Source organism: Paraglaciecola sp., assembly GCF_039942875.1.
Lineage (GTDB): Bacteria > Pseudomonadota > Gammaproteobacteria > Enterobacterales > Alteromonadaceae > Paraglaciecola.
Genome location: NZ_JBDVBQ010000027.1, coordinates 12,798 through 27,312, shown reverse-complemented (window position 1 = coordinate 27,312; position 14,515 = coordinate 12,798). Strand labels below are relative to the sequence as shown.

10 protein-coding genes are annotated in these 14,515 nt (G+C 40.1%); 3 read left to right on the top strand and 7 right to left on the bottom strand.

Translation table 11 applies throughout. The features are described from left to right. The first annotated feature begins 18 nt into the window (after positions 1–18). Positions 19–1,203, top strand: a complete 1,185-nt coding sequence (locus ABJE44_RS10385; protein WP_348110636.1) for a DEAD/DEAH box helicase — start codon at positions 19–21, stop codon at positions 1,201–1,203. 108 nt (positions 1,204–1,311) lie between these two features. Here ABJE44_RS10385 and ABJE44_RS10380 read toward each other — a convergent pair whose 3' ends face one another. Together ABJE44_RS10380 and ABJE44_RS10375 are read right to left on the bottom strand one after the other, a co-directional pair. Then, positions 1,312–4,356 (bottom strand): efflux RND transporter permease subunit, encoded by a 3,045-nt coding sequence (locus ABJE44_RS10380; RefSeq protein ID WP_348110635.1) that lies wholly within the window; start codon positions 4,354–4,356, stop codon positions 1,312–1,314. Next, positions 4,356–5,402: an efflux RND transporter periplasmic adaptor subunit gene (locus tag ABJE44_RS10375; protein ID WP_348110634.1), complete on the bottom strand. Its 1,047-nt coding sequence runs from the start codon at positions 5,400–5,402 to the stop codon at positions 4,356–4,358. The genes ABJE44_RS10380 and ABJE44_RS10375 overlap by 1 nt, the downstream gene beginning before the upstream one ends. Positions 5,403–5,539: 137 nt before the next feature. Here ABJE44_RS10375 and ABJE44_RS10370 point away from each other — a divergent pair, with 137 nt between their 5' ends. Both ABJE44_RS10370 and ABJE44_RS10365 read left to right on the top strand, forming a co-directional pair. Then, the gene (locus tag ABJE44_RS10370; protein ID WP_348110633.1) at positions 5,540–6,109 is read left to right on the top strand and encodes a TetR/AcrR family transcriptional regulator; all 570 of its coding nucleotides are present in this window, start codon (positions 5,540–5,542) and stop codon (positions 6,107–6,109) included. A 186-nt stretch (positions 6,110–6,295) separates the two neighbouring features. Then, positions 6,296–7,162 carry an MYG1 family protein gene (locus ABJE44_RS10365; protein WP_348110632.1) on the top strand — a complete coding sequence of 289 codons (867 nt, stop codon included), beginning with the start codon at positions 6,296–6,298 and terminating at the stop codon, positions 7,160–7,162. A 64-nt stretch (positions 7,163–7,226) separates the two neighbouring features. On the opposite strand, the gene ABJE44_RS10360 is transcribed toward ABJE44_RS10365, so the two are convergent. The 5 genes from ABJE44_RS10360 to ABJE44_RS10340 form a co-directional block, all read right to left on the bottom strand. Beyond that, positions 7,227–8,924 (bottom strand): alkaline phosphatase D family protein, encoded by a 1,698-nt coding sequence (locus ABJE44_RS10360; RefSeq protein WP_348110631.1) that lies wholly within the window; start codon positions 8,922–8,924, stop codon positions 7,227–7,229. 135 nt (positions 8,925–9,059) lie between these two features. Further along, entirely contained in the window at positions 9,060–9,692 is a 633-nt protein-coding gene (locus ABJE44_RS10355; RefSeq protein WP_348110630.1) for a 3'-5' exonuclease, read from the bottom strand. Positions 9,693–9,743: 51 nt separating this feature from the next. Then, positions 9,744–12,167 carry a tetratricopeptide repeat-containing diguanylate cyclase gene (locus ABJE44_RS10350; RefSeq protein ID WP_348110629.1) on the bottom strand — a complete coding sequence of 808 codons (2,424 nt, stop codon included), beginning with the start codon at positions 12,165–12,167 and terminating at the stop codon, positions 9,744–9,746. Between the two features lie 138 nt (positions 12,168–12,305). Beyond that, complete coding sequence (locus ABJE44_RS10345) at positions 12,306–12,965, bottom strand: NAD(P)H-dependent oxidoreductase (RefSeq protein ID WP_348110627.1); 660 nt, start codon at positions 12,963–12,965, stop codon at positions 12,306–12,308. A 59-nt stretch (positions 12,966–13,024) separates the two neighbouring features. Continuing rightward, a complete protein-coding gene (locus tag ABJE44_RS10340) occupies positions 13,025–14,413 on the bottom strand; it encodes an MFS transporter (protein ID WP_348110625.1) in 1,389 nt (462 codons plus the stop codon). Positions 14,414–14,515 lie beyond the last annotated feature (102 nt).

Genomic DNA, 14,515 nt, shown 5'->3' with positions numbered 1-14,515 from the left:
ATATTTATAAGGCAAAACATGTCATTTTCAGCATTACAGTTATCAGAAACTATTCTAAAAACAATAACTGATTTAGGTTACACACTGCCTACTCCTATTCAAGAAAAAGCCATTCCCGTTATCTTATCAGGAGAAAACTTGATAGCTGCGGCACAAACGGGCACAGGTAAAACAGCAAGTTTTGCCTTACCGATTCTTCAAATGCTTGATACTGAACGTAAGTTGAGGGGTAAACGTATTCGTGCGCTTATTCTAGTCCCTACTCGCGAGCTAGCAGTGCAAGTTGAAAAGAGTTTTATTGCCTATGGTCAAGATATATGCCTAAGCACCATGGCGATGTATGGAGGGGTTGATTCATCTGAACAAAAGCAGCGCTTAATTAACGGCATTGACGTACTTATAGCGACACCTGGCCGTCTCTTAGACCTTGCTCATCAACGTTCACTACATTTTGATGAACTTGAAGTTTTAGTTCTAGACGAAGCCGATCGAATGCTGGATATGGGGTTTATTGGCGACTTAAATAAGATTATTGAACGCCTGCCAGAAGATCGTCAAAACCTGCTTTTCTCTGCGACTATTTCTAGCGAAGTACACGCATTAGCCAAACGTTCTATCTACAACCCTATTGAAATATCCATTAAGCAAGACAAAACCACCGCAGCTAAAATTGAACAATGGTTAGTAACGGTTGATAAAGGTAATAAATCAGCTTTATTAAGCCATCTCATTAAAGAACAAGAATGGGACCAAGCCCTTATTTTTATTGAAACCAAACAAGGTGCCGCTAAATTAGTGAGTCAATTAGCAAAGCGAGGTATTACAGCAGAAAGTATTCATGGTGACAGAACCCAAGCAGTCCGAGAGAATATATTAGTGGGCTTTAAATCTGGAAAAATTAAATTTTTAGTCGCCACTGGTGTCGCATCCCGTGGATTAGATATTGAAAACCTATCACGGGTCGTAAATTATGACTTACCTGACCAAGTTGAAGATTATATTCATAGAATTGGCAGAACAGGCAGAGCTGGAGCAATGGGTGAAGCCATCTCATTTGTAGCTAAAGATAACTTTAGAAACCTGTGTGCTATCGAAAGTCGTCTTGGCCATGTGATAACCAGAAAAACTTTTGAAGGATTTGATGTTAAAAAAACAGTCCCCGTTTCTATTTTAAATTATGTACCTAAAACCAAACGTAGGTAATTTATCAAACAAGCTAGGATTTAACTGCCACTACAAACTTAGATTTGAGTGCTGGCGTAAACCACAAAGTCTACGCCAGCCTGAAGATATTAAAACAATAATTAATGCTTAATAAGCTTTTCTAAAAGGTATCCGGTAAAACAAGCTATAAAATACCGGTACAGCAACTAGAGTTAACAAGGTTGCGAAGGCTAGACCTCCCATAATAGTGACCGACATATCAGCAAAGAACGGGTCAAACAATAACGGCATCACCCCTAAAATGGTCGTAATCGCAGCTAACGCGACGGGACGTAAACGACTCACACTCGCTTCAATCAAGCCATGTAATGGCTCTTTTCCCTCACCAATTTGTAAATCGATCTCTTCTAATAGCACTATGGCGTTTTTAATCAGCATGCCAAACAAGCTTAAGAAACCTAACAAAGACATGAACCCAAACGGCATATCCGCAGTCAATAAACCTGCCACCACACCGACTATGGCCATAGGTACGATTAACCAAATGATTAACGGTTGGCGTACTCGGCCAAACAACACCACACTAATTAAAAACATCACCAGAAATCCTAATGGCAAACCGGCACCTAATGCTTTTTGGGCATCGTTAGCGGTTTCATACTCACCGCCATACTCCAGAGAATAACCAACAGGTAAATCAATATCTTCTAGTTGTTGTTTTACTCTGGCAAAAGCAGCACCTGCGGTTTCATTTGCCCCAGGCTCAGCGGATATACTAATGGTACGTACACGATCCCTTCTTTGAATTAACAGCTCTTCGCTTTCATACTTAATACCACTAGATACCTGTTGAAACGGAATATATCGCCTTTGGCTGCTACTCCAGACCATACTATTTTGTATGTCTGATAAATCAGGTTCAGTTTGCATGCGACTCTTAGCAATAATCGGATACAAATAGTCTCCAAACTGCAATTGCCCAATTTGTAAGCCACTACTAGCAAATTGAATTGCCTCTGAGAAATCTAACCTTGATACACCGGCTAATCCAGCAGTAATTTCATCGTACTGAGGAGTTAGAATAAAGCCTTTTTCTCTCCAATTATCCCTAACATTACCAATACTAGGATCATCAATGTAAACATCTTTAGCTTGGGCAGCGAGGTCTCGTAAAACTTCTGGATCCGGGCCCGAAAATCTAACCTGCAACTTAGCTTCAGCGGAAGGACCAAACTGAATCACCTTCACATAATAACGCCCCTCTGGATCTACAGCCTGTAGCTTTTTAGTTAATGCCTCGGCGGTCGCTGGAATATCTTCTGCGTTTTCAACCCTAACCAAAAACAGCCCATAACTTTCATTTGGTAATTCAGGGCTATACAACAAGGTAAATCGCTCAGCACCGCGCCCCACAAAAGTAGCAACCGAAGAAACACTGTCATCAGCTAATATGATTTTTTCACCTTCTATCATATTAATTTCTGTTTCCCGAATATCTCTGTCTTGAGGGCTCCAATAGTTAATAAAAAACACCGGCGCATTTGAAGGAGGGAAGAAACCTTGTTTTATCATTCCAAAACTAGCGTAAGCGGTTATGGTAATAATAATTAATACTGCCAAGCTCACCCATCTAAAACGTAAGGCTAATTTTAAAAAGCTCAAATAGCCCTTAGACAAAATTGATAACTTAGGTTCTGTGGTAACTTCTTCGCCAACTTTATAGAAATATTTACCTAATAATGGGGTCAATGTCACAGCAAACACCCAGCTAAGTAATAAAGAAATCAATACCACAGCAAAAAGTGAAAACAAAAATTCGCCGGTAGCATCATTGGATAATCCAATTCCAGAAAACGCCATAATGCCGATTACGGTAGCACCTAATAAAGGCCACTGGGTTCGCTTCACAATAAAACTAGCCGCTTCCATAGCCGATTTACCTTTGGCCATGCGCATCATCATACCTTCGGCTACCACTATGGCATTATCCACTAGCATCCCCATGGCAATAACCATTGCACCTAAAGATATGCGTTGTAAACGTAGCTCACTCAGCCACATCAATAATACTGTTCCAAGTACAGTAATAAGTAAGGTTACCCCAACTACTACACCGGAGCGCCACCCCATAAAAATACATAAAGCTAAGGTTACGACTAACACGGACACTTCTAGATTGAGAATGAAACCATCTACGGCCTCTTCTACAATTCCCGCTTGGTCATACAAAGGCTCAACAACTATGCCAGCTGGAAGAGACTTCATTAGCTCTTCAACCTTTTGATTTACTTTTTTCCCAACATCTACAATATTTACGTCAAACTTAGCTGACACTGCAAATGTAGTAGCATCTTTGCCGTTGTATCGCATGATACTTTGGGGAATTTCTACAGGCTGGATGCTAATTTCGGCAATATCCCGTAGCTTTATAGAAGCATTATTTCCGGGTAAAACAATAGATAGATTTCCTATTTCATCTATTTTATTTGTAGAATCAGCTAAGGAAATCCTAACTTGCTTACCTTCCAGCAATAACCTACCACCGGTAAAAGGTTGCAAATTATTATTTAGAAGTTGCGTAATATCAGGAAACGACAGACCTAATCCAGCTATTTGATAAGTATCAAAAGTAGCAACAATTTCTTCTTCTAAAATACCATTAACATCAACTTTTGCTACGCCATCAATAGTCAATAACTCTCTGCGAATAACCCGAGAAAACTCTCTAATTTGATAGGGAGAAAAGTCAGGTGCAGTCAGCGCATAATATAATCCGTACACATCACCAAAATCATCAATAACCAAAGGCGTAGACGTACCAATTGGTAAAGAGGAGTTTAGGTCTCGTAGTCGCTTTCTCAACTCATCCCAAATTTGGGGTAACTCTTCAGTATCGTATGTTGAAAGTACTTCAACTCTAATTTGCGATACACCGGGTTTACTAGTTGAAACCAAACGCTTCAACTGCGGCATTTTCTGTAACGCAATCTCAATTTGTTCAGTTAATTCTTTTTCAACTTTTTCTGCATTCGCCCCAGGATAATAAGTCATTATCATTGACTGTTTAATAGTAAAAGCGGGATCTTCTAATCGACCGATACTTCCAAGGGCGATCAAGCCGCCAATAACACACACTATGGCCAGTAACCATATATTGACGGGCCTAGTAAGAGAATAACGAGCGATATCCATTATGGCGCTACCTTATACTCACGTACGAGTAAGTTATCTCGCATATTAGTGATACCCGCAGATACAATTTTGTCACCTGCTGCTAATCCATTACCAATTAGAACGTATTTATCGAAAATTCCATTAACAGTAACCGTCTTTTTAGTCACTCTACTCTGTGCTTCGTCATACCACCACACAGCAAACCCCGACTCAATATCACCAAATACTGCCGATACAGGCACCGCAATAACATCAGCTTTGCCAACCTTAGTTTCAATTGTGACCATGGCCCTAGATCCAGGAATGAATAACGTCTCTTTGGCGTTATCGATAGCAAAGGTAACATTGTAAGTCTGAGTAATAGGGTCAGGTGTAGCTTCGTGTTCTACGTAATGAATAGTATAAATTTGATCTTCAACACCTATGATACGAGCCGTTGCCAAAACGTCTTTATTGCCATTATTCAAGGTCATTACTCGTTCTGGCACATCAAACGAAAAGTACAAACTTGAACGATCTTGAATAGTGGCTATAGACAGCCCCACTTGGACATAACTGTCGTTTTCAACATATCTGTCAGATACAAAACCATCAAATGGTGCGGTAACTTTGGTATAACTTAAATCCTGCTTGGCATTATTAAGGTCTAACAGAGTAGTTTCGAATTGAGTTTTGGCATTATCGTAAGCACTAGGCGAAACCCCACCCGTTTTATAAAGCGCCTCAATTCGTTTCAAATCATTAGTGGCTAGCTCATGTCTAGCTTCTCTATCTTTTACTTTGCGCTCATAAGGAGCAGGATCAATTTGAGCCAATACCTGACCTTTTTCAACTTTTCGACCTTTCACTAAATCCGTAGCAATCAAGCGTCCTGCCACTTCAAATCTGAGCTCCACATTTTTGACAGCAGAAACAACAGCAGGAAATTCATAGATATCATTACTTGGTTTCTCAACCACAGTAAAAGTTTGCACCACAACCGGCTCTTCTTTTACTTCAACAACCTCCGACTCACTACAACTCTGACACAATATTATCAGACCTATAAAGATCCACTGTTTCATCCTACTCTCCAAAAAATTACGCCAATTGCACATCAACTAACTTGGCGCGATATTAACACATTAACACTAAGTGTAAACCTAATTGAAAAATAAACTGATTCAGGTAAACTAGCGTCCTGAAATTAAGGCTGAGATAAATGCTAAAAAGTACCCGAAAAATATTTGATACCGCCAAAGAATGCTTCTTTCTACATGGATACAGCGCAACCAGTATTGCCATGATCAGCCGTTACTCTGGGGTATCGAGAGTGACAATTCATAAGCAGTTTTCTTCAAAGGAGGTGTTATTTAGAGCCACTTTAGAAAATTACCTATTAGAAAAAGACACTGAAATTCAAGAATATACCAATAAAACCGGGTTATTTTGGAATGACACCTACGAGTTTTTAGCAAGACGCTGCACAGAAGTCTTCGACAACATTCCTAATGCGATGATCAAGTCAGACTTAATCCTCGCAGGTCATTCTCATTGTCACGATTTACTAGAGCACAACCGCATAAAAACAAGACATGCTATTCAAACACGTTTGCAGCGAGCTACCAAAGACGGACAGCTTTGCCTCAAAAAAATAGGCTTAGACTGCGAAACCCTAGCCACAAATATACAGCTATTAGCTGAAGGGATCATGCTATCGAGTTCAGCGGCTGATCCTAATCAGGTTGTAAAAACAACCCTGCACGTTTATGAAGTATCTTGCACCGTTTAATTTAACTCATAGATCCGAGCAATTTATTCACCAAAACTAATTGTTTTTTACAAATTCATTATGACTCACTGCTTTTAACTGTGTTTTTCGTATAAAATCGCCCTAGTGATTTTTATTAGTAAATAACATCCTAAATGAAACGGTCCCTCTACACCGTCCTATTCCTTTTTACTTGGCTACACAACAATGACAGATAAAACCATAGTTACCCACAGTGGTAATTTTCATGCTGATGACGTATTTAGCGTTGCCACACTTAAGAACGTTTACCCAAGCTTTACCCTTGTACGAACCCGTAACAAAGACGTCATAGCCAAGGCCGATATCGTAATAGATGTAGGCAGAGAATATGATCCAGATGCAGGGCGGTTTGACCACCATCAACGAGGGGGCGCAGGCGCCCGTGAAAATGGCATCCCCTTTTCGTCCTTTGGTTTAATTTGGCAAAAATACGGCTTAGCACTTTGCGAAGGAGACCAAGAAGTGGCCGACGCCATTGATGCAGGGCTAGTCTCAACTATTGATGCTATAGATTGTGGTTACACAGAAGGTGTGTCAGAAGGTATTAGCCTTAGCCAAACCATTTCAATGTTCAACCCCACGTGGCAAGAAGACAGTCAGTATGACGACTGCTTTAATGAAGCCGTTGCCTTTGCATCTCGCATCTTAAAGCGCTTTATTGCAGCAGCAAGTGGCGGGATTAATGCCAAGTCTATCGTGGCCGAAGCCATTGCAAACGCCGCAGACCCACGGGTAATTGTGTTAGAAAAATACACCCCTTGGAAAAAAACAGTTCATGCCCTATCAAAGCAAGCGCTGTATGTTATTTATCCGTCAGATACGGGCCAATGGAGAATCCAAACAGTACCTGTTGAACCAGGCTCTTTTGAAAACAGAAAGTCCCTACCAAAAGAATGGGCAGGCTTATCAGATGAAGCATTACAGCAAGCCACTGGTATTGCTGATGCTATGTTTTGTCATAATGGGTTATTTATTGCCGGAGCAGAGTCCTTCGAAAGCACCATGAAGATGGCATCTATTGCCCTTCAGTAGAATTTAACAAGCTGACAAAAAAGGGAGTCAATTGACTCCCTTTTTTTATTGCTCTTAGCCGCACTTAGGCTGGATAGCTCACTTGATGCTCATTTGAGGTGGTATAATCCGTAGACAAAATATTATCGACAAAACGCCAAGTCGCATCAATATTTTGCTCCGTAACAGTAAGCTGCAAATATCCTCTTTGATGCAAATCACAATACTGCAAATCATCAATCAATAAGGTTAGTGCCTGTGCGGTTTGTTTAGCACCTTGCTCATCTAATTTTAGATAAGTTTCAATTCCCGGAGAGGTGACTGCAGGTGTTGCAAATTCAATCCCTACAATGTCTCCTTTGCTATTAGTTAATTGGCTAGTCCACGCATTGTGGGTATCACCGGCCACCACAACCAGTTTTTTACCTAATTTAGCAGCAGCGGCATATAGTTTTTCTCTTTCAACTGGGTAACCGTCCCATGCATCTAAGTTATAGGGTAAAACAGTATCAATTAAACTTTGCTCTTGTGGCGTTAAAGCTTCACCTTTGAGTAATCTAGTTTTTATACTCGTCAATTTTGTCATTAACGCAGCTGAGTCCTTCTTACCAAGCTGGCTCAACATTGCCCCGGGAATATGCATTTTACCCATTAACACCTGCTGTCCTAATAATTGCCATTTTGCGTCAGAGGTTTTCAACGAATTAAGCAACCAATCAAACTGCGCTTTACCGAGTAAACTTCTATTTTTATCCTGTAAATCAGCAATGAAGCCTTCGCTATCCATCTGTTGGGTATCTTTGTTGATGTAATGACTGTAATCAAGCTGTTCATCTCGACCTATCACTCGCGTATCTAACATGTGTAATGACAACAAGTTAGCAAAATCAAAGGTACGATAAATATGAGGTTGTAAATCCCCTTTAGGCGGCCTGATAGGTAACCATTCGTAATAAGCCTGAATTGCCGCAGCGCGGCGCTCATAAAAGTCACCTTCGCCAGGATTATGGTTTTCTCCCCCACCCGACCAAGTGTCGTTCATGATTTCGTGATCATCCCACACAGCAATAAATGGTGCCGCAGCATGCAACGCATTCAAGCCTTTGTCAGTGCGATAAATGGCATATCGGTTGCGGTAGTCCTCAAGGGTAAGTAGCTCACCAAGGTTATCAGCAGCAAACTCTCGCCCTATCTCGGCTGCTCGCTGTGTTGCATAACCTTTAGCATCATATTCATAGATGTAATCACCTAAGTGCAATATCGCGTCTAAATCAGGAGTATTGGCAGCTTCTTGATAAGCATTAAAGTATCCTGCAGGGTAATTAGAACATGACACCACAACAAACTTGATCTGCTCTGGGTTAGTTGAGGGTAAGGTTTTTGTGCGGCCTGTCATACTGACTTGCTGACTACCTTTAAAGCGATAGAAATACTCAGTAGCAGGGTTTAACTCTTGTACATCTACTTTCACCGTATAATCTCTAGACTCAGAAGAATCCACCAGCCCAGAGCGTACAATATTCGTAAAGTTTTTATCGGTTGCTAGCTCCCAAACCAAGCGAGCAGAAACTGCACCGTCATGGGGTAATGCCCGAGTCCATAAAATCACAGAGCCTTGCAAAGGATCACCACTGGCGACACCGTGGCTAAACTCTACATCACTTAAGTCATCTGTTTTGGCACTTGAAATAGCGCATCCTGTTAAACTAGTAGATAAAACCATGCTACCGATTGAGGTAGCAGATAAGGATAAAAAGTGACGTCGGGATAAAGGTTGCAACATAATACCTATAAATAAAAAAAGTAATTTGTTGGTATCATAAAGACCCTGTATGACATATTTATAACGGAATAATTGCAGTTTTGTGGCGAATGGAAGTCTAATATATAAAACTAAAAATAATTCTGATTAACACGACTACTGAGGATATATCCTAGCCTTTTCACTGTGCATTAGCCTAGCAACCTGATGCTTGGGAGTTTTAGTAAGCTTTTGGGTTAATGAAAAAGGGATCGACGACATACCATATTGCTGCTCCATATCTGCCAACATCACCAACCAAAATTTGGCTGTCATTTCCGCATCATATAAAGCCCGGTGAAACCCTCCCTGTGACTCAATACCTGTATAACTAATTAAAGATGACAATTTATGATTGGGCGCGTCTTGATATATACGCCTAGCCATCAACATAGAACATGAAAACTGCCCAGAATAAGACTCAGAAATAGCTGCAAACTCAGCATCCAAAAAGCGTTTATCAAAGGATGCATTATGGGCAACTAAATTATAACCGGCAATAAAATCTGCAAACTGCGCCATAACATCCTCACAAGGTGGCGCGCCCTTGAGCATAAAGTTGTTGATACCCGTATAATTTTCAATAAAAGAACTAATAGGTTTACCCGGGTTCATTAATCCTTGAAAGCGCTCAACTATCTCCCCAGACTCAATCTTCACAGCACCTATTTCTATGGCCCTATCGCCGTAGTCAGGTGACAAACCCGTGGTTTCAAAATCTAGCACAATAACTGTATTAGCATCAGCCATATAGCCCGCCCTTACACATAGGCTGACAAAAATAACGACATTTCATCAGTATCATTCTGTTAAAGACTCGTCCCAAAATGTTACTTGGTTACGGCCTAAAGATTTAGATCGAAACAAGGCAACATCTGCCTGGTTAATTAACTCAGAAGGGCTTTTTGCTTTAAATTTAATGGATGAAACCCCTAAACTAGCTGTGATAGCTATATTTTCAAACCTTGTGATTTCGATTTGTGAACGAATAGTTTCAGATATACGCATAGCTTGGTGCTGTGAAGCGCTTGGTAGTACAACACAAAATTCTTCACCGCCATATCGAGCAACAATATCATTTTGCCTTACAGCATTTTGTAATAAGTCGCCAACACCACGAATCACTTCATCTCCAATACTGTGCCCATAAGTATCATTTACTCTCTTAAAATGATCGATATCTATCATAATCACACAATACTCATTTAAAGGCTCTAAACTCGCAAAGTCACGACTCATAAGCTCAAATAAAACCCGTCGATTGTAACAGTTGGTAAGAGGATCACGTGCGGCTAAATAATCTAACTCTCTGTTACGTTTTTTGGAATCATTAAAGCGCCTATAAATAGCTAAAACTATAAATAAACAAACAATTAATAATGCCACTAGAGCGATACTTGCATATTGATTCTTTACGAGTTCTAACTCTGAAATTTTCTGAGCTTGCCCAGCTATTTCTATTTCATGGTTTTTTCTCTCTAACTCTAATTTATCTAACTTTGCCTTCTCTCTCAGAGATTCCAACTCAATTTCCATTTTATGGGAATACAAACTAGCTTTTTGTAACACCAGCTCATTGCTTTCATTTTCTTCTTGAATAAGGAGGCTTAAAGCAATTTCTTTTTCTGCGTAGTCTAATGCCGATGCAATATTTCCCTTTACCTTTTCAGCTTCAATTAACAAGCGGTAGGCGTATAACATCTGAAGTTTATTATTTATTTCTTCTGAGGTTGCAACTGCTTCTATGAGTAGGCTTATGGCCTCATCTGTGTTTTCACCAATTAAGACCCCAGCTAAAGCTGTTTTCGCTTTAGCTTCATATATTTTACTACCTATCTCAGATGCCGTACTTAGAGACTGTCTGTAAAAGTGAATCGAACGGGTCTGGTCACCCGCATCTCGATAAATATTCCCAATAATACGTAAAGCTAAAGCTTGTTTACTTCTGTCATTTTCAGCTTGGTAGGTGTTAAGAGCTTTTTCTGCCATAGTTAACGCAGTTTCATAATCTCCGTTATTTAAGTCAATTACAGCAAGTTCTCTTAGGGCTGTTGATAAGGTATTAGCATCTATTTCCGCTCTGGGCAGGTCAACGGTTAGTTGATAAAACGAACGCGCTTGAGCAAATTGTTTTAGCCTAGTATATATAAGCCCCATTTGATTAGAGGTCTTAGCTAAACCGCTATTATCCCCCACTTTTTTATAATACAGGTGAGCTTCGTGAATATGTTTTAAAGACTTTTGATAGCGTCCAATATATCTGTATATTATTCCAGCGCCAGTTAAAGCCTTTGCTCGCCCCTCTGGATCATCAAGTAATTTATGAAGCTCTATACCGCGAATTGAGTACTCTAAAGCGATAACATAATGACCTAAATAACGCTCTGCTTCAGCCAATGTATTTAAAGTTCGTGCAATTAACCTTTGGTCACGTAAAGCAGTATAAACGTCCAACGTTTTTTTATAATAAAGAGCAGTTTTTTCTCTATTTTTTAAACGCTTATAAGACTGGGCAAGTTGTTTATAAGTATTTCCAAGAAACTTCTGTATGACCTCATCATGTCCAGTGAGATAGGCTGTAGCTTCTGAGTATGCTGCAATTGCATCCTCATAACGTTTACTCTTGTATAATCCATCACCCTGCAGTATCAAAGAGCGCCCAATAAGTGGCTCATCACCATATTCTAATGATATGGGTAAAAGCTCAGTGATGACATCTACGGCTTCCGTATAAAGCTTTTGTTTTAACAAAGCCTTGGTGTAATAAAGAGACATTTTGATAAAATTTTCTTGATGCTCCTCTTCTTTATATATGAGCGACCCTTTTAAAAAATGGCTGGCGGCTAACTCAAAGTCATTTGCGTTTTCAGCAAAATTGCCCAAAAACCTATGTGTCTTAGCACTCAAAATAGGATCGTTATTTTCTATGGATTTGTTCAGAGCTTTAATTGCTAATTGCTGGCTTAAATTCACATCACTGTCTTCAAAATACTCAGCCATCTCAAGAAGCTCAGCATCAGAAAGGCCCTCATATTCACTCCCAACAATACTGGTTTGCTCATTATTCTGTTGAGATAAAACCTCGATCGAATTCAATAAAAAAGTACAAAACAACAAACCCAATAGAGGTATGCGACTAAAAGACACCAAGTGTTTGCTAGTCAAGTTTCTAGTCAATACAGATAAGCCAACAACCCATTGGCACAAATTGCAGTCATGCAGCATGTTTCAAATTCCAATTCTCATTCGTTTTCCGGCATTTACCGCCGAAATGTAAAAAGCAACACATATTAACAACATTTCATTAACTTACAAAATAACCTTAAAAATCAATGTAAAATCAGATTCTATGGTAATCCTAAATTAGGGGGCATTTCTTTGTTTTGGATCCATCTTAAAACCTTTAAGCATAGTATGAGGATCTACTTCATCTCTATATTTTTGAGTAGCGGCTGCCCACCAAGTAAGTTGCTTAAAAGTACGTCCAAAATAAGTAAACCAATCTGTTTGGCTTTCACCAACCTGCATCGCTCCGTCTTCAGTAAAAACTTGTTGTGCATTAGGCACATGGACCATAGCAGACACAGATAAACACCCCAGTTCAGCCAAAAAAGTACGCATTCCCACAGCAGCCCGCATGCCCCCCCACTGCCCAGCTGAGTATGTCACTATGGCACTAGGTTTATATGAAAACAGTGAGCTACCAAAATGATTCAAAAGATTCGCCAATACTGGACTCATTGTATGGTTGTACTCAGGGCTAATCATCACAAAGCCATCTACCTTTGCAATCTTTTGAGCAAGCTCGTCTAATTGTTCAGGCGCCCTGCCTTTTGAATAAGCAAAGTGAGGCTTAAAAACAGTGTCCAAGGGGTAATCAAGGGCATCAATTAGTTCGACGTCTAACTGAGAGTAATCAATACGAAAACACTCCATACACGCATTCGCAACACGGACACCCAATCGAGCCGGTTTAGGTGGGGTACTATCACGAACCGTTCCCAAAAAAACCAAAATTTTCATATCTACGTTCACTCCAATACATCAATCAGCTGACAACATAAGAAACCTGAAATTATGTTTTAAGCTCCTGATTTACCTCGTAAAGCTGACAAGACACTAGCTACTAAAACAAAGCTAAGAGACATCATCAAAGCCATATCAAAAGTTTCAATCAAAGCAGGATTTTGCTCAGCACTAAACTGTGCATCACCAATATAAAAATGCACCATCAAGTTAACCAAACTCATACCAAACAGATTACCAATAGTTCGTGACAAGTTTAAAGAAGCAGACGCTACCCCAACTTCATCAGGCTTCACAGCCCCCATAATGGCATTATTATTAGGAGTAGAAAACAACCCAAATCCAATTCCTATCAATAATAGCGAAATAGCAATATACAGAATACTAGTTTCAGTGCTAATCATACTCAGTACAGCTAACCCTATCCCCACAATGACACAACCTAATGTCGAGATAAGCCTGGCTTCGAGCTTATCTGCTAACTTTCCAGAAATTGGTGCCAATATCGCCATTGATAAAGCTTGCAGCAATATTATCTGACCAGCATGAGAAGGTGTGAAACCCTTCACATACTGCAAATATAAACTTATTAAAAATACCAAGGGAAAGTTACTGGCATACATTAATAGCGAGGTAGACAAAGACATAGAAAACACCCGACTATCGCGAAACATTTGTACTCGTATAAGAGGCTTGCGGCTGCGACTTTGATGTAGCACAAACATACCTAGACTTGCAGCAGACAATACAAGCATGCCAACGCCTAAGATTTGCGGCAGTATACTAAGGCCATATACGAGCGAACTTGCAAACAAAGCAAAAATGCCAGTTCCCCACCAGTCAAACTTGGTTTTGTCATCGTTTTTCCACTCACCACTTAAGCGCATCTTAATTAACACCAATAACGCTATGACTATGGGCACTTGAAACAAAAATACCGAACGCCACCCCCACAACTCAGTCAACCAGCCCCCTACGGCTGGTGCGATAGTTAAGCCAATATAAATACACGCTGATGCCATACCCAGCGCTGCACCGCGCTTATGAGACGGAGTAACCGAGGTAATGATGGCTATGCCCGTTGCAAAAATCATTGAAGACGCAAGCCCCTGCACAAAGCGCCAAAACAATACCCACTCCATGCTGCCACTCACACCGCACATTAAAGACGAAAAAGCATTTAATGCTAACCCATAACTATAAATACGCTTGCGGCCATAGTTATCAGCCAACTTACCTGCCGGTAACATAAACACCACACTGCTTAAAATAAACAAGGTAGGTAACCAAGACACCATTTTAGCATTAGCGTGTAAATCAGCTGCCATATCAGGAATGGCGATATTCACAGACGCCATACCCAAAGGGCCAATTATGGATCCCAAACACACAATGATCAGGGCAAATTTAGCTAAAACAGATTTTTCGGCAACAGAGTCGGGCAAAATAGAAAACACTTATTTGTAATATGAGACAGAGATCATAGTGAAGCAATGACGATTGTATATAAGAATAATAGTTTTATTTAAGGTAGGTCAGAATAAATC